Source organism: Rhodospirillum sp. A1_3_36 (genome assembly GCF_047263945.1).
Taxonomy (GTDB): Bacteria; Pseudomonadota; Alphaproteobacteria; order Rhodospirillales; family Rhodospirillaceae; genus Rhodospirillum.
In genome coordinates, this window is sequence record NZ_JBLAVB010000002.1 from 471,732 (window position 1) to 493,436 (window position 21,705).

The 21,705-nt window shown below is 62.6% G+C and carries 17 protein-coding genes; 12 read left to right on the top strand and 5 right to left on the bottom strand.

The genetic code is table 11. From position 1 onward, the window contains the following. Positions 1 to 7 precede the first annotated feature (7 nt). Together thpR and ACLIRY_RS06680 are read right to left on the bottom strand one after the other, a co-directional pair. Entirely contained in the window at positions 8 to 553 is a 546-nt protein-coding gene (thpR, locus tag ACLIRY_RS06675) for an RNA 2',3'-cyclic phosphodiesterase (protein WP_413204578.1), read from the bottom strand. Then, on the bottom strand, positions 550 to 1,302 hold the full coding sequence (locus ACLIRY_RS06680) for an arylesterase (protein ID WP_413204579.1): 753 nt from the start codon (positions 1,300 to 1,302) through the stop codon (positions 550 to 552). The genes thpR and ACLIRY_RS06680 overlap by 4 nt, the downstream gene beginning before the upstream one ends. On the opposite strand from ACLIRY_RS06680, the gene ACLIRY_RS06685 reads away from it, so the two are divergent. Genes ACLIRY_RS06685 through ACLIRY_RS06695 form a run of 3 tightly spaced genes read left to right on the top strand, consistent with a single transcriptional unit; the run spans position 1,301 to position 5,342 of the window. Then, on the top strand, positions 1,301 to 2,056 hold the full coding sequence (locus ACLIRY_RS06685) for an ABC transporter ATP-binding protein (RefSeq protein WP_413204580.1): 756 nt from the start codon (positions 1,301 to 1,303) through the stop codon (positions 2,054 to 2,056). The genes ACLIRY_RS06680 and ACLIRY_RS06685 overlap by 2 nt on opposite strands. Next, positions 2,053 to 2,799, top strand: coding sequence for a class I SAM-dependent methyltransferase (locus ACLIRY_RS06690; RefSeq protein WP_413204581.1), 747 nt, complete (start codon positions 2,053 to 2,055; stop codon positions 2,797 to 2,799). Before ACLIRY_RS06685 ends, ACLIRY_RS06690 begins: the two co-directional genes overlap by 4 nt. Further along, on the top strand, positions 2,796 to 5,342 hold the full coding sequence (locus ACLIRY_RS06695; protein WP_413204582.1) for an ABC transporter permease: 2,547 nt from the start codon (positions 2,796 to 2,798) through the stop codon (positions 5,340 to 5,342). Before ACLIRY_RS06690 ends, ACLIRY_RS06695 begins: the two co-directional genes overlap by 4 nt. Before the next feature lie 142 nt (positions 5,343 to 5,484). Here ACLIRY_RS06695 and ACLIRY_RS06700 read toward each other — a convergent pair whose 3' ends face one another. Both ACLIRY_RS06700 and ACLIRY_RS06705 read right to left on the bottom strand, forming a co-directional pair. Beyond that, positions 5,485 to 5,808: a YbjQ family protein gene (locus ACLIRY_RS06700; RefSeq protein ID WP_413204583.1), complete on the bottom strand. Its 324-nt coding sequence runs from the start codon at positions 5,806 to 5,808 to the stop codon at positions 5,485 to 5,487. Between the two features lie 34 nt (positions 5,809 to 5,842). Then, positions 5,843 to 6,316, bottom strand: coding sequence for a low molecular weight protein-tyrosine-phosphatase (locus ACLIRY_RS06705; RefSeq protein WP_413204584.1), 474 nt, complete (start codon positions 6,314 to 6,316; stop codon positions 5,843 to 5,845). Positions 6,317 to 6,453: 137 nt separating this feature from the next. On the opposite strand from ACLIRY_RS06705, the gene cobB reads away from it, so the two are divergent. The 8 genes from cobB (at position 6,454) to ACLIRY_RS06745 (ending at position 17,904) form a co-directional block, all read left to right on the top strand. Continuing rightward, positions 6,454 to 7,212, top strand: a complete 759-nt coding sequence (cobB, locus tag ACLIRY_RS06710) for a Sir2 family NAD+-dependent deacetylase (RefSeq protein WP_413204585.1) — start codon at positions 6,454 to 6,456, stop codon at positions 7,210 to 7,212. A 3-nt stretch (positions 7,213 to 7,215) separates the two neighbouring features. Further along, entirely contained in the window at positions 7,216 to 7,821 is a 606-nt protein-coding gene (locus tag ACLIRY_RS06715; RefSeq protein WP_413204586.1) for a uracil-DNA glycosylase family protein, read from the top strand. Between the two features lie 439 nt (positions 7,822 to 8,260). Further along, positions 8,261 to 10,936 (top strand): DNA mismatch repair protein MutS, encoded by a 2,676-nt coding sequence (gene mutS, locus ACLIRY_RS06720; protein ID WP_413204587.1) that lies wholly within the window; start codon positions 8,261 to 8,263, stop codon positions 10,934 to 10,936. A gap of 282 nt (positions 10,937 to 11,218) precedes the next feature. Then, a complete protein-coding gene (locus ACLIRY_RS06725) occupies positions 11,219 to 11,977 on the top strand; it encodes a class II aldolase/adducin family protein (protein WP_413204588.1) in 759 nt (252 codons plus the stop codon). A gap of 25 nt (positions 11,978 to 12,002) precedes the next feature. Continuing rightward, a complete protein-coding gene (locus ACLIRY_RS06730; protein ID WP_413204589.1) occupies positions 12,003 to 13,004 on the top strand; it encodes a 2-dehydropantoate 2-reductase in 1,002 nt (333 codons plus the stop codon). A 3-nt stretch (positions 13,005 to 13,007) separates the two neighbouring features. Continuing rightward, positions 13,008 to 13,805, top strand: coding sequence for an SDR family oxidoreductase (locus ACLIRY_RS06735; RefSeq protein WP_413204590.1), 798 nt, complete (start codon positions 13,008 to 13,010; stop codon positions 13,803 to 13,805). 266 nt (positions 13,806 to 14,071) lie between these two features. Beyond that, positions 14,072 to 16,855 carry a [protein-PII] uridylyltransferase gene (locus ACLIRY_RS06740; RefSeq protein ID WP_413204591.1) on the top strand — a complete coding sequence of 928 codons (2,784 nt, stop codon included), beginning with the start codon at positions 14,072 to 14,074 and terminating at the stop codon, positions 16,853 to 16,855. A 17-nt stretch (positions 16,856 to 16,872) separates the two neighbouring features. Next, positions 16,873 to 17,904 carry a hypothetical protein gene (locus ACLIRY_RS06745; protein ID WP_413204592.1) on the top strand — a complete coding sequence of 344 codons (1,032 nt, stop codon included), beginning with the start codon at positions 16,873 to 16,875 and terminating at the stop codon, positions 17,902 to 17,904. A 19-nt stretch (positions 17,905 to 17,923) separates the two neighbouring features. Here ACLIRY_RS06745 and ACLIRY_RS06750 read toward each other — a convergent pair whose 3' ends face one another. After that, the gene (locus ACLIRY_RS06750; protein WP_413204593.1) at positions 17,924 to 19,210 is read right to left on the bottom strand and encodes a glycosyltransferase; all 1,287 of its coding nucleotides are present in this window, start codon (positions 19,208 to 19,210) and stop codon (positions 17,924 to 17,926) included. Between the two features lie 284 nt (positions 19,211 to 19,494). Between ACLIRY_RS06750 and murJ the strand changes: the two genes are divergently transcribed. Next, complete coding sequence (gene murJ / locus ACLIRY_RS06755; RefSeq protein WP_413204594.1) at positions 19,495 to 21,045, top strand: murein biosynthesis integral membrane protein MurJ; 1,551 nt, start codon at positions 19,495 to 19,497, stop codon at positions 21,043 to 21,045. Positions 21,046 to 21,705 lie beyond the last annotated feature (660 nt).

Consider the following 21,705-nt stretch of genomic DNA (forward strand, 5'->3'; position numbering starts at 1 on the left):
GTGGGCCTTATGACCCATTGCCCAGGGGGTAGACCGCTTCCTCGGTGTACAAGGGGCCGTCCCGGCGGAGGTGGCTGGAAAAGAGGCTGAAGGCCTCCACCGGGAAGGAATGGGAGACCGACAGATTATGGGCTTCCACATAGGCGCGCAGGCGGTCCGGGTGGGGGTCGTCCAGGCGGGCCAGGGTGATGTGGGGGGTGTATTGGCGCCGATCCGGTTCCAGGCCCAGCTCGTCCAGGACCCGATCCAGCTTGTGTTTCAGGCGCACCAAGTCCGGCGTTTTTTCCACACCCGCCCAAAGGGTCCTTTGTCGGTGCCCCGTGCCGAACAGGCCAAGGCCCAAGACGGTCAGGGAAAAGGGAGCGACCCGTAAGTCCATCAAGGCTTGGTCGATTTCCCGGGCCAGCCCTTCCTCCACTTCGCCGATGAAGCGCAGGGTCACATGCAGGTTTTCCCTGGGCACCCAACGGGCGCCGCGTAGACCCTGGTCCAGCCCGGTCAGGGTGTCGCGCAGGGAGTCTGGAGGGGTCAAGGCAAGGAAAAGACGGATCATTGGCCTTTGCCTTCCCCTTTCGAGTCGGCGCCTTTCGAGCTGACTTGGATCCGGTCGATCAGGGCTTCCACCATGGGCAGGATACGGGACACGATGATATTCACTCCTTCGGGCGTGGGATGGATGCCGTCCTCCAGGTTTAAATCCGGTTGGCCCGCGACGCCATCCAGAAAGAAGGGGTACAGAAGCACATCCTGTTCCCGGGCCAGCTCCCCATAGAGGACGTTGAACTCCCGGCTATAGTCCCGGCCCAGGTTGGGGGGGGCGAGCATCCCCGCGAGCAGAACGGCGACCCCCTCGGATTTCAGGCGGGTGATGATGGCGGCCAGGTTTTCCTTGGTCTTCGCCGGATCCAGGCCGCGCAGGCCGTCGTTGGCTCCCAACTCGAGGATCACCCCATCGGGGTCATCGGCCAGCATCCAGTCCAGGCGGGACAGCCCGCCGGCCGTCGTGTCGCCGGAGACCCCGGCGTTGATCACGGTTACATCGTATCCCTTGTCGCGCAGGGCTGCTTGCAGGCGGACCGGGAAGGCGGCCTCCTGCGGCAGGTTATAGCCCGCGCTCAGGCTGTCCCCCAGGGCGACCAGAGTGATCGGTTCCCCCGCTTGCGCCGTATAGATAGCCAGGAGGCCGGATGCGGGCAGCAGGGCTAAGGCCAAGGCGGCGCCTTGGATCCACCGCCGCACTGCCCCATATCGCCGGGGAGGCCGCGTTCGGTCCAATGTGAAACAACTGGAGAAATAGTCCATGGATGGCTCCCAAACGGGTTCGGGGGATGGCGCGCCGGTCATCGCGCTGGCGGATCTTCACCTTAAGCTGAGGGGGCCGACGGGCGAGGTCAACATCCTGCGCGGCATCGACCTGACCGTGGCCCAGGGGGAAACCCTGGGATTGGTCGGTCCATCGGGCTCTGGAAAGACTTCCTTGCTGATGGTCATGTCCGGGCTGGAGGGGGCCTCTTCCGGTCAGGTTATCGTTGCGGGCAAGGATCTGACCGCCCTGGACGAAGATGGTCTTGCCCTGTTCCGCCGGGATCGGGTGGGCATCGTTTTCCAGGCCTTCCACCTGATCCCCACCATGACGGCCCTGGAAAATGTCGCCGTCCCCCTGGAATTCGCCGGACGGGTCGACGCCTTTGAGCGCGCCCGGGAGGAATTGGAGGCCGTGGGTCTCGGCCATCGCCTGGGGCACTATCCGGGGCAGTTGTCCGGGGGCGAACAACAACGTGTGGCCCTGGCCCGGGCCTTTGCGGTACGGCCCCGTTTGCTTCTGGCCGACGAACCCACCGGGAATTTGGATGGGGAAACGGGCGAACGGATCATGGATCTGATGTTCGCCCAACGGGCGCGCCATGGCACAACTTTGGTCTTGATCACCCACGACATGGATTTGGCCCACCGCTGTGACCGGGTTGTTCACGTCAAGGATGGCCTGATCACCGGCGAGGAACCGGGGGAGCACCCCTGGTCCACGGAGTCCACCAGCCTGGAGGCCGCATCATGACCGGGAGCAATCCAGGGCCTGAAACCTTCTCCGTCGCCCGGTTCGATGCCAAACGCGCCTTGGCCTATGACGATACGGTGGCTCGGGCCATTCCGGGATATGCCACCCTCCATGATGTAATCGCCGCCGTCACCGCAAGCCTGTTGCCCCAAGAGGCCCGGATCCTGGTGGTCGGCGCAGGGACTGGAGCGGAGATCCTGCGCCTGGGCATCCACCAGCCGGGGTGGTCCTTCCTGGGTTTGGACCCGGCGGAAGACATGCTGGCTGTCGCCCGGGAGCGATTGACCCTGGCCGAGGGCGGATTGATCGACCGTGTGGACTTGATGGCGGGAACCCTGGAGGACCTGTCCTGCGCCCCCCCCTCCCCCTTCGACGCGGCCCTGTGCGTGCTGGTGAGCCATTTTCTGCCCGATACGGTGGAGGGAAAGGCGGCCCTGTTCGCCGGGATAGCTGCCCTGGTGAAACCGGGCGCGCCCCTGATTCTGGCCGATTTCCTGCCGCCCGAGCCTCCCCTCCCCGGCGCAGAGCTGATGGAGGCCGCTTGGGTCGCCTGGCAGCGCGACCGTCAGATCCCAGAGGAGGCCATCACGCGCGGCCTCGCCCATGCCCGGGCCAAAACCCATCCTGTGGGGCCAAAGCGCCTGGGGACTCTGCTCGAGGGCGCCGGGTTCGCCGCTCCCCAGCGCCTGTTTCAGGCTTTGCATGTTCACGGCTGGCTCAGCTTTCGGAAGGACTCAGCATGAGCCGGAGAGTTGCCCTGACCCGGGGGCCCGTGCCCCTACGCTTTGCTTTGCGGGAGTTGCGGGCTGGATTGGCCGGGTTCCGCGTTTTCCTGGCTTGTCTGGCCATTGGCGTGGGAGCCATCGCTTTGGCCGGGTCTGTCAACTCCTCCATCACCGAGGGGATGCGGGCCGATGCCCAGGCCCTTCTGGGGGGAGATTTGGAGCTGCGCTTGCTCTACCGCGAGGTCTCGCCGGAGGAACGGGCGACCCTGGAAGGCCTGGGAGACCTGTCCCAATATACGGAAATGCGCTCCATGGTGGGGGTCGAGGGGGATCGCTCCCGCCGCTCCATGGTGGAACTGAAGGGCGTCGATGGGACCTACCCGCTGTTCGGAAAGATCACGCTGAGCGGGGCTTCGTCCCTGAGGGAGGCCCTGGCGGTCCGTCATGGTATCCCCGGTGCGGCGGCGGCTCCGGCCTTGGCCGACCGACTGGGTCTGTCCTTGGGTGACCGTCTGGTGGTCGGCGATATCACGGTGGAACTGCGCGCCCTGATCGATCGGGAACCGGATCAGATCACCGGTGGATTCGGTCTTGGCCCTCGCCTGATGGTGGCGGCCGAGACGGTGGAGAAGACCGGGCTGATCCAACCGGGCAGTCTGGTGGAATACCATACCCTGATCCGCTTCCACCCGGGTGTGACCACGGATCAAGCCAAGGATACCCTGGAGTCGACCTATCCGGAGGCGGGCTGGCGGATCCGTGATACGGAACAGGCGGGGGGCAATTTTCAACGGTTCGTGGATCGCTTGACCCTCTTTTTGGTGCTGGTCGGCCTGACCTCCCTACTGGTGGGGGGGATCGGCGTGGCCAATGCGGTGAAGGCCTATATGGATGGTCGGGTGCGGACCATTGCCGCCCTGAAATGCCTGGGGGCTCCGGCAAAGCTGATCTTCCAGGTCTACATGATCCAAACCGGTTTGATCGCCACCATCGGGATTGGCTTGGGTCTGGTGGTGGGCGGTGGACTGCCGCCCTTGTTGCTGGCCCTTTATGGGGATCGGTTGCCGGTGCCTGCGGCGGCAGGGTTTTTTGTCGCGCCCCTGGTTCAAGCGGCGGCCTTTGGATTCCTCACGGCCTTGGCCTTCGGACTTTGGCCCCTGGCCCGGGCGCGGGCCATTCCCGCCACCGCCCTGTTCCGGGGGGAAACGGGCATGGGGGCCGTTCGGGTTCGCCGTCGGGACAGGGTCACCGTGGGTCTGGTGGGGCTGGCCTTGGCGACCCTGGCCGTCCTGGGGTCCAAGGATCCCACCCTCGCCCTATGGTTTGTCCTGGGGGCGGGGGTGTCTCTCGCCCTGTTCCGGGGGGCGGCCGGGGGGGTGATGGCCCTGGCGAAGCGGGTCCGGCACCCCAAGGGTATGCCCAGTCTGCGTCTCGCCTTGACCAACCTGCACCGCCCCGGCGCGCCGACGCCCAGTGTTGTGCTGTCCCTGGGATTGGGGTTGACGGTCCTGGTGGCCGTGGCCCTGATCGAGGGGAACCTGCATCGGCAGATTCAGGAGGACATGCCCGATAAGGCGCCGACCTTCTTCTTCATCGATATCCAGTCCAACCAGTCGGAGGCGTTTCGCAAGACGGTGCTCTCCGTGGCGCCGCATGCGGAGATTTTGTTGGCCGATATGGTCCGGGGGCGGATTCGCGCTTTGAAAGATGTGCCGGTGGACCAAGCGACCGTGGCGCCGGACGCCAAATGGGCGGTTCGCGGCGACCGAGGGTTTACCACGTCAGCCACCCTACCGGAGAATTCCACCCTGAAGGACGGGACTTGGTGGCCGGAGGATTATGCGGGGCCGCCGCTGTTCTCCCTGACCGCCGATCTCGCCGAGGGCATGGGGCTGGTTCCCGGGGATTCGGTCACGGTGAACATCCTGGGCCGGGACATCACCGGCGTCATCGCCAATACGCGGGAGGTGGACTGGGCGAGCCTGTCCATGAACTTCGCCTTCGTGGTCTCCCCCGGCGCCTTCGCCGGAGCGCCGCGCACCTATATCGCCACGGTTCGGGCCGACCCGTCCCAGGTCACGCCTATTGAACAGGCGGTGGCGGAGCAGGCGTCCAATGTGTCGATCATCCGGGTTGGCGATGCCCTGGATCTGGTGATGACGATGATGGAGGACGTGGGCACCGCAGTCCGGGCCGCCGCTGGGGTGACCCTGTTGGCCGGGATCCTGGTTCTCGCTGGATCCTTCGCCGCCAACCATGGCCGTCGGGTCCGGGAAGCGGTCACCCTGAAAGTGCTCGGGGCCACCCGAGGCATGATCCTGCGGGCCTATATGATGGAGTATGGCGTACTCGGTCTGGCGACGGGGGGGATCGCTGCGGTCATTGGTTCCGTGGCCGCTTGGGCGGTCCTGGTGTTCGTCATGCGCGCCGAGTGGGTCTTCCTGCCCGGTGTGGTGGCCGGAACCTTGGTGGTCTGCGTGGTCTTCACGGTGTTCGCCGGATTTGCGGGCACCTGGACAGCCTTGGGAGCCCGTCCGGCGCCGTATTTGAGGAACGAATAGACTGGGGCTAGAGCGCAATGAGGAAAAAAGAACAGCCTGGGGTCTGGGGCCTTTCGGCCCCAGTGGGGGACGGGGCAAAGCCCCGTGACGGGAAAGGACTGACTGTCGTGTACCGTGCTTCTATTCCATTTGCCTCGGTCGTTCAGCCCAGTTTCACCGCCGTGCCATTGGCGGCGACCATCAGCAGCATTTTTTGGTCGCCGCCGAGAACTTGGTAATCCAGGTCCACGCCGATCACCGCATCGGCGCCGACAGCTTGGGCGCGTTCTTCCAGTTCGGCGAGGGCGGCGTTTTTGGCCTCCAGGAACTCGCTTTCATAGCTGCCGGAGCGTCCACCGACCACATCGCGGATGGATCCAAAGAAGTCCTTGAAAATGTTCGTGCCCTGCACGGCCTCGCCAGAAACGATGCCCAGATAGGCGGTGATATGTTTGCCTTCGACGGACTCAGTGGTGGTGAGGATCATGGACGGAGTTTCCTTCGTTATAAATTGGGAATGGTCACAGGTGGGCTTTCAAATCGGCGAGCAGGCCATCGCAGGCGTCTTCCACCATGGTGAGCGCGGTGGTGAACCCGTCCTCTCCACCATAATAGGGATCGGGCACGTCGGTGCCCTTGGCATGGAGGGTGGCAAAGTCCATGAGCATGTGGAGCCGGTCCCGTTTGTCCTCTGGACAGGATCGCTGGAGGCTGCGGAAATGACCCCGGTCCAGGGCCAGAATATAGTCGAACCCGTCGAAGTCCGCTTTTTCCACCTGTCGGGCCTTTTGCCCCTCCATGGAATAGCCCCGCAACCGTGCTGCGGCCCGGGATCGGGAGTCTGGTGGTTCTCCGATGTGGTAAGCGGTGGTCCCTGCGCTGTCGACCTGGATCCGGTCGGCCAGTCCGGCCTCCGCGACCTTGGCCTTCAGGACGGCCTCGCCCGTGGGGGAGCGGCAGATGTTTCCAGTGCAAACGAAAAGGACACGGATCATGGGAGCCTCATTTTCCGTGGGGGGGGGTATGTTGGTTCGGCCCTGGATCGGACCAAGCGCTTCTGGATAGCATGACCCTCCCAGTTCAAGGAAGCGCCCAACTTAAGGAAGCGCCCAACTTAAGAAAGCGAACGACCATGACAAATGCCCTTCCGGAGATCACACGCTCCGACCTGGATCCCGAAGATTCCATCGTCATTCTGACCGGGGCGGGGATTTCCAAGGAATCCGGTCTCGATACCTTCCGCGACGCCGACGGTATCTGGAAAAAGGTGCGGTTGGAAGATGTCGCAACTCCTGAGGGATTCGCTCGGGATCCCGACGGAGTCCATGCGTTCTACAATGCCCGCCGTCGGACCCTGCTGGACACCGAAGTTGTGCCGAATGCGGCCCATGAAGCCCTGGTTCGCCTGGAACGGGAATGGCCGGGTGGGGTGTTGCTGGTGACCCAGAACATCGACGACCTGCACGAACGGGCGGGATCCTCTCCGGAGAATTTGATCCATATGCATGGGGAGCTGTTCAAGGTGCGCTGCGACCCCTGCGGTGTGATCTTCGATTGGCGTACCGACCTGTCCCGGCAGGACCCCTGCCCGGCCTGCGGGCGACCGGAAGGCCTGCGGCCTCATGTGGTTTGGTTCGGGGAAATGCCCCTGGACATGGAGCGGATCCATCACGCCTTGACCCGTTGCGGGCTGTTTTTGTCTATCGGCACCTCCGGAACGGTCTATCCGGCGGCGGGCTTCGTCCAGGTCGCCAAGTTGGAGGCGGATGCCCATACGGTGGAGCTGAACCTGGAGGCCGGAGAGGGGTCCAGCCTGTTTGATCAGCACGTCCATGACCTGGCGAGTCGCGCGGTTCCCGCCTTCGTGGATATGTTGCTGGCGGGACTTTGATCCGTGACGGATATCCTGGACGCTTTGCGCACCAGGGCTGAGGCCTGCGTGCTTTGCGCTGATCACTTGCCCCTTGGGCCACGGCCGGTCTTGCGTGTTTCGGATACGGCACGATTGTTGGTGGTCGGTCAGGCGCCCGGGACCCGGGTCCATGAAACGGGGATCCCCTGGAATGACGCCAGTGGGGATCGGTTGCGGGACTGGATGGGGCTGGATCGCGCGGCCTTCTACGACCTGTCCCGGGTGGCGATCCTGCCCATGGGGCTTTGCTACCCAGGGCGAGCCAAGGGCAAGGGCGGTGGGGATGCTCCTCCCCGTCCCGAATGTGGCCCCCTTTGGCAGCCGCCGTTCCTCGAGGCCATGCCCCAGGTGGAGTGCATCCTTCTCGTCGGAGGATATGCCCAAGCCTTCCATCTGGGGAAGGCCCGTGCAGCGACCATGACCGAAACGGTTCGCCGGTTCGCGGACTTCGGGCCTGGGTACGTCCCCCTCCCCCACCCAAGTTGGCGAAACACCGCCTGGATGCGCCGGAATCCCTGGTTCGAGGCAGAGGTTCTGCCTGTTCTCAAAGAGAGGGTGCGGGATCTTCTGACCTGTCCTCACTCCTGACCACGGACCCCTTTGATCCAGGAAGCCTTTTTCGTTGCGAAATCAAAAAGACAACAGACCCTCTTGGATGACCTCGGCGAGGCGGTCTACGGCTGGGTTTGGTCGATCGGTGCCGCGAAGCAGACGGAGGGACAGACTCCGCTGCCTCTGCGGAGGGTCTGCGGGACGTTGCCAACAGCCTGTTGAACGAGGCTGATGGTCTTCGGAGCCAGGTCAGGGCGTTCCTGACCTCCATTCGGGGGTAGGGGCGCTTTCATCAAGGTCTGGACCCGGGCGCGGTCATTCGTGTTAGTTTGCCGCGCCCACTTCCACGTCCGCCCCTGTCCAAAACCCGAGCCCCCGTAGGTCCACCTTGACTGCCGAGCCCCAAGCCTCCGCATCCGACATCGATAGGTCTGCGTCCACTCCGGACAGAGACATCCCTGCCGATGCGACCCCGATGATGGCCCAATATCTGTCCATCAAGGGGGCCTATCCCGACAGTCTGCTGTTCTACCGCATGGGGGATTTTTACGAGCTGTTCTTCGAGGACGCGGTGAAGGCCTCGGAAACCCTGGATATTGCTCTGACCAAACGGGGCAAGCATTCGGGCGATGACATCCCCATGTGCGGCGTGCCGATCCATTCCCACGAGGCCTACCTCTCCCGCCTGATCCGTGCCGGTCATAAGGTCGCCATCTGCGAGCAGATGGAGGATCCCACCGAGGCCCGCAAGCAGCGGGGCTATAAGGCGGTGGTCAAGCGGGAGGTGGTGCGCCTTGTCACCCCCGGAACGATCACCGAGGAGGAGCTGCTGGATGCCCGCTCCCACAACTACCTGGCGGCCTTGACCCGTTTGCGGGATGCGGCGGCCCTGGCTTGGGTTGATGTGTCCACGGGCGATATTCTCTCCCAACCGTTGGAAGAGGGCGATATTGCCCCGGCGCTGGCCCGGCTGTCCCCCGGCGAGTTGATCCTGTCGGAAAAGTTGATCCAGGATCCGGCCCTGTTCGAGGTCTTCGGCCCCCATAAGTCGCGCCTTAGCCCCCTCCCCTCTAGTCGTTTCGATAGTGAGAACGCCCGCAAGCGGGTGGAGGCTTTGTTCGGGGTCAAGGCACTGGACGGCTTCGGAGGGTTCACCCGGGCCGAGGTTGCGGCCATCGGGTCCCTGATCGATTACGTGGAACTGACCCAGGTGGGGCGCCTGCCCCACCTCTCTCCGCCGCGTCGCCTGTCCCGTGGCGCGCGGATGGAAATCGATGCGGCCACCCGGCGGAACCTGGAACTGACCGAGACCCTGACCGGAGGTCGCAAGGGAAGCCTGTTGGCCCAAGTGGATCGCACGGTGACCGGCGCAGGCGCCCGCCTGCTGGCTGACCGCCTCGCCGCGCCCCTGACGGATCCGGCGGAAATCACCGAGCGATTGGACGCTGTGGGATTTCTTTTGGATGCGGAACAGACCCGGGTGGATTTGCGGGCTCACCTGAAGGGCTGTCCGGACATGGAACGGGCGCTGTCTCGCCTGTCCCTTGAGCGGGGCGGCCCCCGGGATCTCGCCAGCGTGCGGGAGGCTCTCTTCCGGGTGCCCACCATCCGCCTTCTGGTGCGGGACGCAGCGGGTGGCGCCCCTCCCCGGGAGCTTGATGGTGCCCTGGTCGATCTGGGCCAGCATGATGGTTTGGTGGACTTGCTGGATCGGGCACTGGCAGAGGATTTGCCCCTGCTCGCCCGGGATGGGGGGTTTATCCGTAAGGGATTTCATCCAGCTTTAGATGAACTGCGGGGGCTACGGGAGGAAAGCCGCCGCTTGATCACCAATCTGCAATCCCGTTACGCCCAGGAAACGGGAATCCAGGCCCTGAAGGTTAAGCATAACAACGTTCTGGGCTATTTCATCGAAGTTCCGGCGGGCCGGGCAGACAAATTGATGACGGCCAAGGGCGAGGGTGACGGGGAGGCCAACCCCTTCATGCATCGCCAGACGCTGGCCAACCAAGTACGCTTCACCACGGTCGATCTGTCCGAACTGGAGGACAAGATCCGCGGCGCCGCAGACAAAGCCCTGGCCCTTGAACTCAGTCTTTTCGCCGATTTGCGCCAGGAGATCCTGTCCCGGGCCGGAGATATCGCCCGGGCTGCGGCGGGTCTCGCCCGACTGGATGTCTGCCAGGGGTTGGCCGATCTGGCCGCCGACCTGCGCTATGCCCGGCCGGAGGTGACGGCCGGGTTGGACTTCCAGATCAAGGGGGGACGCCATCCCGTGGTCGAAGCCGCCCTCGCCGCCGAAGGGGGGGAGGCCTTCGTCGCCAACGACTGCGACTTGGAAGCCCAACAGCGGCTTTGGCTGCTGACCGGTCCGAACATGGCCGGTAAGTCCACGTTCCTGCGGCAGAATGCCCTGATTGCCGTGCTTGCCCAGATGGGGTCCTTCGTTCCTGCGGAAAGCGCGCGGATTGGCGTGGTGGACCGCCTGTTCTCCCGCGTCGGCGCTGCGGACGATCTGGCCCGGGGTCGCTCCACCTTCATGGTGGAAATGGTGGAGACGGCGGCCATCCTCAATCAGGCCACAGAGCGTTCGTTGGTCATTCTGGATGAAATCGGGCGGGGCACGGCCACCTACGATGGCCTGTCCATTGCCTGGGCAACGGTGGAGAACCTCCACGATATGACCCGTTGCCGGGCTCTTTTTGCTACCCATTACCACGAACTGACGGCGCTCCGATCCCGCCTGGATCACCTCTCCTGCCACACCATGCGCATCAAGGAATGGAAGGATCAGGTGGTCTTCCTGCATGAGGTGGGACCGGGTGCTGCGGATCGATCCTACGGGATCCATGTGGCGCGCCTTGCCGGTTTGCCGCCCCGGGTCATCGCCCGCGCCCAGGAAGTCCTCGACCTTCTGGAAAAGGGAGATCAATCGGGCGCTGCGACCCGACTGGCCGACGACCTGCCCCTCTTCGCGGCGGCCCGGCCCAAGTCAGGCACGGGGACTGGCGGAAGCGGCGGGGCGTCCAGCGGACCCCATCCCTTGGAAGAGGCTCTGAAGGCCGTCAATCCGGATGAGTTGACCCCCCGGGAAGCCCTGGATGCGCTCTATCGGTTGAAGGGGATGGTGGGGGGATCCCCATCGTCATAGAACGGAATGAGGAAAAGTGGGCATCGGTTTCCCGTCACGGGGCTTTGCCCCGTCCCCCACTGGGGCCGAAAGGCCCCAGACCCCAAGCTCTTATTTATAAAAGAAAAATGGGCTTGGGCTATCGCCCAGAAAAAGACGAGATCCTGTCGGGTACCGTGGGACAGACCTAATTTCATCGTGATCTAACGGATGGGGATTTCCGTTTTTCATTAATATATTTATAAATAGCGGGCAACGATTGGCCCGGGGCTCAACCCGTGTCCTGAATACAGGGAGTGACCCATGACTCTGGCGACCGCCTCCATGGACGAGAGCGAGCGTGCCTTACGCACTGATCTGGCCGCCTGCTACCGAATTTTCCATATGCTTGGCTGGACTGAGTTGATCTACAACCACATCACCCTGCGCTTGCCCGGGCCGGACCGGCATTTTCTGATCAATCCCTTCGGCTTGCACTATTCGGAGGTCACGGCATCCAATCTGGTGAAGATCGATCTGAAGGGACAGATTGTCTCGTCATCAAATCATCCGGTGAATCCTGCGGGCTTCACCCTGCATTCGGCCATCCATGCCGGGGTTGCGGGTGCCCATTGCGTCATGCATACCCATACCACTGCCGGGTCCGCCGTGGCCTGTAGTGCCCAGGGATTGTCCTGGGACAATTTCTACTCGGCCCAACTCCATGGTCGGGTCTCCACCCACGATTTCGAGGGGATCACCGTCCATGCGGAGGAAGGACCCCGGGTTGTGGATTCAATAAATAACCGGAATGTTCTCATTCTGCGCAACCACGGTCTTTTGACCTGGGGCGGCACGGTGGAAGAGGCTTTCGCCTATCTGTGGACCGCTCAGCGCGCCTGCGAGATCCAGGTGATGGGCGCCGCGCTTGGGCCGACCCTGCCGATTGAGGAACCGGTGCTGGAGAAATGCGCCCGGGATGCCCTTCAGTTCAATCCCAAGTACGGGGCGGGGCGGGATGGTTTCGATGCCATGGTTCGGTTGGTGGATACCATCGACCCCTCCTATCGGGACCTGGATTGACCCCGGAGCGGAGAGGAAAAGGCACATGCGGATTTGTATTTACGGTTTGGGTGCTATCGGAGGCCTGATGGCGGCTCGTCTGGGTGTTGCGGGTCATGTGGTGTCCGCCGTCGCCCGGGGCGCGACCTTGGCTTCCGTTCGGAAGCGGGGCATGGTCCTGGTGGAATCCGATCCCGAAGGCGGGGAAACGCGGACGGAAGTCCCCGTGATCGCCGCGGACCGGCTGGAGGATCTGGGACCCCAGGATTTGGTGATCCTCTCCATCAAAAGCACGGCTCTGGGGGAGGTGGCGCCCCTTCTGGGTGCGGCGCTCGGTCCCGAAACGACCCTCCTGTCGACCATGAATGGGATCCCTTGGTGGTTCTTCCATGGTCTGTCGGCATTCGAGGGGAGAAAAACCCTGGAAACGGTTGACCCCGGTGGCGGGGTGACCCGGGCGCTTGACCCAGACCGGGTGCTGGGTTGTGTCACTCATCTGGCCGCGACGGCGCCGGAACCCGGCGTGGCGCGATGGATTGCTGGCAAGGGATTGTTCATCGGTGAACCGACCGGGGGCGGAGAAACACCAAGGGCCAGGGCGATCTGCGCCGCCCTGAGCGAGGCGGGATTTGACGTTACGGCCGTGGACTCCATCCAGCGGGAGATCTGGCTGAAGCTCTGGGGCAATATGACCATGAACCCGGTTTCGGCCCTGACCGGGGCATCCTGTGACCGGATTCTGGACGACCCCTTGCTCCGCGCCTTCCTGTCCCGTTGCATGGTCGAGGCCGCCGAGGTCGGAGGGCGGATCGGCATTCCCATCGATATGGATCCGGAAGGACGCCACGCCATGACCCGAAAACTGGGCGCCTTTCGGACCTCCATGCTTCAGGATGCCGACGCGGGGAAACCCCTGGAATTGGATGCCTTGGTGGCTGCGGTCCGGGAAATCGCGGGACAGGTCGGGGTGAAAACGCCTAATATCGATGCCTTGTTTGGCATGATCCGGGTCCAGGCGCGCACCCGGGGTCTTTATCCGGAGGATTGACTCGTGGATCGAAATGATCGGGCGCGGACCGGGCCGCGCGTTGCTATCGTGACCGGCGCCAGTCGGGGGATTGGCCGGGCCATTGTGCTCGCTCTCGCGGCTGAGGGGATGGCCCTGTCCCTGGCCGCCAGGGATGCGGAGGCCCTGGAGGCAGTGAAAACCGAAGCCCTGGCCAAGGGCGCACCGGAGGTTTTGTGTTTTCCCGGAGACCTGACGGAAACCGAAGTGCCAGCACAGATCGTTTCGGAAACCGTTTCAATCCTGGGCGGGTTGGATGTGCTGATCAATAACGCTGGCGCCACCAAGCGGGGGGATTTTTTGGAGCTGAGCGACACCGATCACTTGGATGGCTTCGCCCTGAAATATCATGCTGCGGTCCGATTCTGCCGGGCGGCCTGGCCCCATCTCACCCATGATCGGGGGGTCATTCTGATGATCTCGGGGATCGGTGCCCACACCCCCCGGGCTGACTTCACCGTTGGGGGACCGGTCAATTCGGCCATGATCAATTTTGCCAAAGCCCTGGCGCATAAAGCCGGTGGGGGGGCGCCCCGGGTGAATGTGGTTTGCCCCGGCCATGTGGTGACCGATCGCCTCGCATTCCGGGTCCAGGCCCATGCGGAGGCCACGGGTCTCTCTTTAGACGACGCCAGGGAGGCCCTGCGCGAAGCTGCGGGCATCGCCCGATATGGGACTCCGGAGGATATCGCGGCCATGGTGGCCTTTTTGTGCTCCGATGCCGCGTCCTATGTGCATGGCGCTGTCTTGAATGTGGATGGTGGCGCCACGCCGGGGCTCTAGAGTATTCCGAGATCAAGTTGGGTCGCTTTGCGACCAAACTTGGCCTCGAAGATACTCTAAAACTTATAGAATGAGAGTGAAACGGGGCCAGCTTGACTCAAGCTGATCCCGTTTCACTCTAAGCCCAGGCCAGGAGAACGGAGAAAAATTCACCGTTTATCCGGGTGCGAAACCCTTTAGACTCCCCATGTCAGTCACACCCGCCAATGGGGGAGCGTCCGAAGTCCGCTCCTCCTTTCTGGATTGGCGGGAAGGAAAGGGTTTTTATGAGCGCGCACCGTATTCGCAAACCTCGCGAGATCATTGACCGCAAGGCCGTAACGGGTCGGTTGGAGGATCTGGCCTCCGCCGTTGGCGACAACCGGGACCGACGGACCAAGCTGCTGCCCCTGTTCAAGGACGCGCTTGGAGAGGGCCGAGCGGAGATTCGCCGCCGGTTTTTGGAGGAAAAGGGCTCGGGCGCTGCGGCTTTCGCCGAATACAGCTACCTGATGGACCAAATCATCCGGCTCCTGTTCGACTTCACCACATCCCATGTCTATCCCAGGGCCAACCGCACCCGGGGCGAGCAGATGAGTGTTCTTGCCGTTGGAGGCTATGGGCGGGGTGAAATGTCCCCCCATTCGGACATCGATCTGCTGTTCCTTCTGCCCTACAAGGCCACCCCCCTGCATGAGCAGGTGGTGGAATATATGCTCTATGTGCTTTGGGACCTGGGGTTGAAGGTGGGTCATGCGACCCGATCCGTTGATGAATGTCTACGCCAGGCCAAGGGCGATATCACCATTCGAACGGCCATGCTGGAAGCGCGGTACCTATGGGGGGATCGGACCCTTTTCGGGCAACTCAAAAAGAAATACTGGACGGGCGTCGTCAATGGGACCGGCCCGGATTTCGTCGAAACCAAGTTGGGTGAGCGCGACCAGCGGCATTTGCGCATGGGGGATTCCCGGTATGTGCTGGAACCCAATATCAAGGACGGCAAGGGAGGGCTGCGTGACCTTCATACCCTGTTTTGGATCGCCCGCTATATCTACGGCGTGTCGGAGATGCGGGAGTTGGTGCAACTGGGTGTCTTGACCCCGGATGCGGCCTCCAAGTTCAACCGGGCGAGGAATTTCCTCTGGTCCGTGCGCTGTCACCTGCACTACCTGACCAATCGACCGGAAGAACGCCTGACCTTCGACGTCCAGCCCACGATTGCCGAGCGCATGGGCTACACGGACCGCAAGAGCGGTCGGGGTGTCGAGCGGTTCATGAAGCATTATTTCCTGATGGCCAAGACCGTGGGCGATCTGACCCGCATCTTTTGCGCCGTGCTGGAGGAACAACAGAAGCGGCGTCCGATCCTGTCCCGCGCCGCGATGTTCCTGGGCAAGAAGCAGTTGGGGGATTTCGTACTGGACGGGGGACGGCTGGCCGTCAAGGAGCCGGACGATCTGGAAAAACAGCCGATCCTGATCATGCGTCTGTTCAAGGTGGGCCAGGACCAGGGGTTGGATATCCACCCCGATACCCTGCGGCTGGTGACCGAAAACCTGCCCCGGGTCACCGTCCTGCGGGATGATCCGGACGCCAATGCCCTGTTCATGGAGATTCTCTGTTCGCCCAAGGATCCGGAAGTGACCCTGCGTCACCTGTCCGAATCTGGTGTCTTTGCCCGCTTCATTCCCGATTTCGGACGGGTGACAGCGCAGATGCAGTTTGACATGTACCATGTCTACACGACGGACGAGCACACGATCCGAGCTATCGGCCTTCTCCACAAGCTGGAAAAGGGTGAGAGCAAGGAGTTGATGCCCACCGCAGCCATGGCCGTTAGCAAAATCCAGTCCCGTCGGGCGTTGTATTTGGCGGTGTTGCTCCATGACATTGCCAAGGGGCGGGGTGGAGACCACTCTGTTCTCGGGGCGGATGTGGCCTTGAAGCTGGGGCCGCGCTTGGGCATGACCCCTGAGGAAACCGAGACCGTGGCCTGGTTGGTGCGCCATCACCTGGATATGTCGCGGACCGCCTTCAAGCTGGATGTGGATGATCTGAAGACCATTTTGGATTTCACGGATCTGGTCCAGTCCATGGAGCGTCTGCGCCTGCTGCTTGTCTTGACCACGGTCGATATTCTCGCCGTCGGCCCGAATGTCTGGAACAACTGGAAAGCCTCCCTTCTGAGGGAGTTGTTTAACCGGGCCCAGGATGTCCTGACCGGCGGCTTTCAGGCGGAGGCCCGGGACAAACGGGTGGCGGCGCGACGGGCGGCCTTGGTCGCAGCGCTGGAAGACTGGCCAGAAGCGGAACGGGAGGGCTATGCCGACCTGCATTACCCGGCCTATTGGCTGACCTTCGATTCCGACACCCATGAAAGCCATGCCCGCATGATCCGCCGCGCCCGGGTCAAGGGCGAGGCGGTGGCGGTGGAGGTTGTCTCCGACCAAGCCCGCGCCGTCTCCGAAGTGCTGATCCTGACCGAGGATCATCCGGGCCTGTTCTCCAAGATTGCCGGGGCCATGTCGCTCTCCGGAGTGAACATCCTGGATGCCAAGATCACCACAATGGTCGACGGTATGGCGCTTGATGTCTTCACCGTGCAAACCATGGAAGGGCATCTGGTTGAGGGCGAAGACCGCATCACCCGGTTGCGCAAGACCGTCCATGACGTGTTGATTGGTTTCATTTCCCTGGATAAGGCTCTGCGGGAGCAAGTGCCGCGCCTGCCGGAACGGGCCCGCGCTATCACCGTGCCGCCCCGGGTGATCATCGATAATGTGGCGTCCAAGACCCATACGGTGATCGAGATCAATGGCCGGGATCGTCCGGGCTTTTTGTACGCTGTCACCACGGCTTTGACCGAGGTGGCTCTGCAAATCTCATCGGCCCGTGTGTCCACTTATGGGGAGCGGGTGGTGGACGTGTTCTACGTCAAGGATGTGTTTGGCATGAAGGTGGTCCATAAGGGCAAGCTCGGACAGATTCGCACGACCTTGGAAGAAGCCATTGCCGAGAAGCCGAAGGGGAAGGGAAAGACCGCAGCGGGCAAACTGGCAGCGGAATAGGAACAAGGGGGATTCGTGTGACTCTCCATGTGACCAATGGCGATGGGGCGGGAGAGGCCCTGAAAGAGGCGGGCCTCGGTGGAGAGGTTTTGCCCTGGCGTGACCTGATGCACCATGGCCCCTTTCCTCCGGTTCTCTCGCTGGAGGATCTGGCACCGGTGCGCGCCGCCTATTTAGCCGGGGATAGACTGGATCCGGCGGCCGTGACCGCTGACTTTCGGGAGCGAGACGCGCGTTTGCACCGGGCGGTGACCTCTGGTGAAGAGGTTGTCCTTTGGTTCGAGCACGATCTGCTCGACCAGCTGCAGCTCCTGCAAATCCTGGACGCCTTCACCGGATGGGCGGGGGATCCCCAGCGTCTTTCGTTGATTTGTGTGAATGCTTTTCCCGGTATTTCCCCGTTCCGGGGGCTGGGCCAGTTGACGCCGGACCAACTCGCGGGCCTGTTTCCTGCCCGTTTGCCGGTTACCGAGGAAACCTTGCTCCAGGCGCGCCATGCCTGGGCCATCTTCCGGGGCCCCCATCCCCGGACCCTGCGGGCCCTTGCCGAGCGCGGTGTGGAGGGCCTGCCGTTCCTGGGGGCCGCCCTTTGCCGCCATTGTGCTGAATTCCCCTGGATCATTGATGGCTTGACCCTGACTGAGCGGCGCATCCTTTCCCTGGTGGGGGAAGGTCATGTCGAGCCGGGGCCGCTTTTTCGGGCCTCCATGGACCTGGAAACGGTTTTGTTCCTGGGCGACTGGGCGTTTTTCGACCGGGTCGCCAGCCTCTGCGCCGGAGAGGATCCCCTTCTGGCCTTGGAGGGAGGGGGCGTCTTCTTGCGGCCAGAGGGATGGGAGGGGCCGTCGGAGGCTTTTCGTGCCCAACGGCTGATGGTGACCGATCGGGGCTGCGTTGTTCTTGCAGGGCTTGATAGCGAGCGCTGGCCTCGGGATGAGTGGTTGGGCGGGGTCCGGGTCAATACGGCCGATGCCCACTGGTGTTGGGACGGCCTTTTGGAGCGATTTGTGGTGATTGGGGCGAACGATGGAGGTCTGGCCGTCCCATGATGCCGTGCTGCGGTCCGTCTCAGGGGGCGGATTGGAGATCCGCCAACCGCCGCCAATGGGGCATCAGGTCCTCCTCGAACACTTTCGTCCAGGTGGGGGCATCCTGCTCCATGGCGCGTCGCGCGGCCCGGCCCACGGCCCGGGTGTCTCCGGTTAGGGCGATTTCCAAGGCTCGGGCCCAATCTTCCGGGTCGCCGCCCGCCACGCCATAGCCGTCCACGCCGTCTTCCCGAATCCACCGTGCCGTGCCGCCGGGTCGCGCTGACAGGACGGCAGCCAATCCGGCGGCCCGGGCCTCGAGGGCGACATTGCCAAAGGTCTCGGATTCACTGGGAAAGAGGAACAGGTCAGCCGAGGCCAACAGCCGCGCCAAATCCGCCTGGGGCAGGGATCCGGGGGTAAGGACGTGGTCGCCCAGCAGGGCTTTCACATTGTCCAGGTCCGAGCCCGACCCGGCGATGATCAGCGTCAGGTCATGGCCCCGATCCACGAGGATGCGCAGGGCCTGGGCGGCGACCAGGACGCGCTTACTGCCGTCGGCCCGTCCCGCGAAGACGGCGACGGTTTGATCGGGAGTCCGGCCAAAACGCTCCGCCAGCCAGGACCGGTCCCGCTTGTCTGGGGAAAACATCTCCAGATCAATACCCCGGCGCAACAGGCTGGTAGATTTTCCTGGGTAACTCGCTTGGACCAGGGCGGTATCCTCGGGCCGGGATACAAAGATATGGGCGCCGGGAGCCAGTTGAGCGCGCAGTTTATTGCCTTCGGCCTTGGCAATGCGGTCTCCCAAGTTCAATCCATCGGCCAACCACCCGCCAAAGCGGGACCCCAGGGCCTGTCGCAGGATATTGGGACCATAGGTGCGGGCCAGGGTCTCCACATCCGTATGGATGGAATGGGCAATCGGAATGCCCTGCTTCCTGGCCACTTGCCGGGCCGTCTTGCCAAAGGAGAAATGATCCGTGCTGAGCAAAAGATCGAAGCCCGCCAGCAGTGCTGCCAGGCGCGGATGGAAGCTCGCCAGGTCCGTATGGCCGGCGCCACTATCCAGGAAAGGCAGACGGTCCGTGCCCAGGCGGGGAGGCAGGAGGTGAAAGCGGGCGTGATCGTGGATGGGGACGACCCTGTCTTCCGCCCCGAGGAAGAAGATCGTCAGGTCAAGATCTGTCGTTTGGGCCGCCGCTGCTGCGAAGCGTTCCCAGACTTTCACATGGCCACCGGCGGAGGGTGTCCAGTGGAGGGTCACCAGAACGGCTACTCGGATGGGACACCCGTCGCGCAAGGTGGGGGAAATCAGAGAGGGCAAGACGTGGTCTCCGGTCGGGGCCCACGCAGGCATGGGAGGATGAATAAGTGGCTGGAAGGGCAGAGACTTTGCCCTTGTGCCTGACAATGGGCGGCAAGGTCCCGCCCGGGCAGCCCCACCGTGCACTCATATTGGTGAATTGCAACCCGATTTCCACTGATCTATCGGTCAGATTTCGCGATCCGCCTTTGAAGGTGCCCGTGAAGTCGCTTGAAAAGACCGGTTTGCCGGCGCACCTTTCGCGGCTCTATTTTTTCACCCGTCGGGTCCAGAGGTTGCCATCCATGTCCCTGATACGCGCCGTTACCACTGTGGGCGGTTATACCATGCTCTCCCGGATCACCGGATTTGCCCGGGACATCCTGATCGCCCGTTACTTGGGCGCCGGCATGGTCTCCGACGCGTTTTTCGTGGCTTTCCGCTTTCCCAATCTGTTCCGACGTCTTTTTGCCGAAGGGGCCTTTTCTGCGGCTTTCGTTCCCCTTTATTCTGGTACTGTGGAGGTCGAGGGGAAGGAGGCGGCCCAGCACTTCGCCAACCGGGCGGCCACGATCCTTGCCCTGATTCTGGTGGTTTTCGTCGCGGTCATGGAAGTGATCATGCCCTGGGCCATGGTTATTCTGGCACCGGGCTTCGAGATTGTGCCGGGCAAGATGGAACTGGCGACGGAATTGTCCCGGATCGCCTTTCCCTATCTGTTGTTTATCTCGCTGGTATCCCTGCAATCGGGGGTGCTGAACTCCCTTGGGCGGTTCGCCGCCGCTGCTGCGGCACCGGTGTTGCTGAACCTGACGCTGATCGCCGCCCTGCTGGGTGCCGCCGACCTGGGTGATACGCCCGGCCACGCCTTGTCTTGGGGTGTCACCGCAGCGGGTGTGATCCAGTTCCTTTGGTTGGCCCACCACTGTCGTGCGGCCGGAGCGTCGGTTCGCTTCGCTTGGCCCCGGGTGACGGAAAAGGTCAAGCTTTTGGGGAGGCGCATCCTGCCCGTGGTTTTTGGTTCCAGCCTCTATCAGGTGAACCTGCTGATCGGCACCGTTTTGGCTTCCATGGTGAGCGATGGGGCGGTCAGTTACCTCTACTACGCCGATCGGGTGACCCAATTGCCCCTGGGGGTGGTCGGGGTTGCTGTGGGGACGGCGTTGCTGCCCCTGCTGTCCCGCCAGATTAAGGCGGGTAATTTGAATGCGGCGTTCTGGAACCAGAACCGAGCCCTGGAGTTCGCCCTGTTGCTGACCCTACCCGCAGGCGGAGCCTTGATGGTGATCTCCGGCCCGGTGATCTCTGTCCTGTTCGAGCGGGGCGCCTTCTCTGCCCAGGACGTCACCGCCACGGCTGCGGCGATGGTGGCCTTTGCGGCGGGTTTGCCTGCCTACGTCATGATTAAGGTCTTCTCTCCGGCTTTCTATGCCCGCGAGGACACGGCCACGCCAGTGAAGGTGGCTGCGGTGTCCATGGCGGTCAATATCGCCTTGAATCTGTCCCTTATGTGGACCTTGGGCCATCTGGGAATCGCCATTGGCGCTACGGTGTCGAGTTGGGTGAACGCTCTGTTGTTGGGCTGGATTCTCCACCGACGGGCGGAGCTGAAGCTGGATGGGCGTCTGCTGTCCCGTCTGCCGAAAATCCTGCTGGCGACTCTGATCATGGCTGGAACCCTATGGGGCGGGGCGGAGGTTGCCGGGTCTCTTCTTCGTGGGAGTGAGGCTGTGCGCGCGGGAACCTTAGCCGGGCTCATCGCCTTGGGCATGGTGGTCTACTTTGGCTTCGCCTTTCTGATCCGCGCCACAGCCCTGTCGGATTTCAAGGGATTTTTGCGGCGCGATGCTGCGTGACCAAGCAGATGTCGCGTTTCGGGATTGCCGTAAATAGAGGAAATACTCTTGAAGAGCGCAAACTGGATGCCTCCTCCCTCCCCTTAGAGTATTCCGGGATCAGTCCAAAAATCATGCCGTGAAATAAAAGGTTTTCATCATACCCATCAAAACGGGCATTCAGGGTTTATTTCCACGGTACACGACAGTGTCTTGTCTTGTTTTGTTTTGTGGTGGCTCAAGCCTATTTGGGGGAAATGCTCTAAAATCCCTTTTTTATTTGACAGATAAGAGCTTGGGGTCTGGGGCCTTACGGCCCCTGTGGGGGACGGGACAAAGCCCCGTAACGTGTGCCGTGGTTGATTTCGATGCTGGTGCTCAAACACACTGGCGTCGCGGGATTTGCCTCCGTTGCCTGCTCCCACCTTGGCGTCCCGCCTGCGCGCTATGGCATGCACGTTTCTTTATTTAGCTCTAAGATTTTTTCCTTCGTCATTCCCACGCACGCGGGAATGACGAAGGAAAACACCGTATTCTTTGACTTTGGAGCGGCACAGAGAAACGAGCATCCCTTATACCAAGGTGCGGTGAGTTTGACTCACCGCACCTTGGAAGCGGCCAAGTGGCCGCCGTGCCTTATGGCGCGTAAAAGCTCGCCTGGCGTTTGAACGCAAGAAAAGC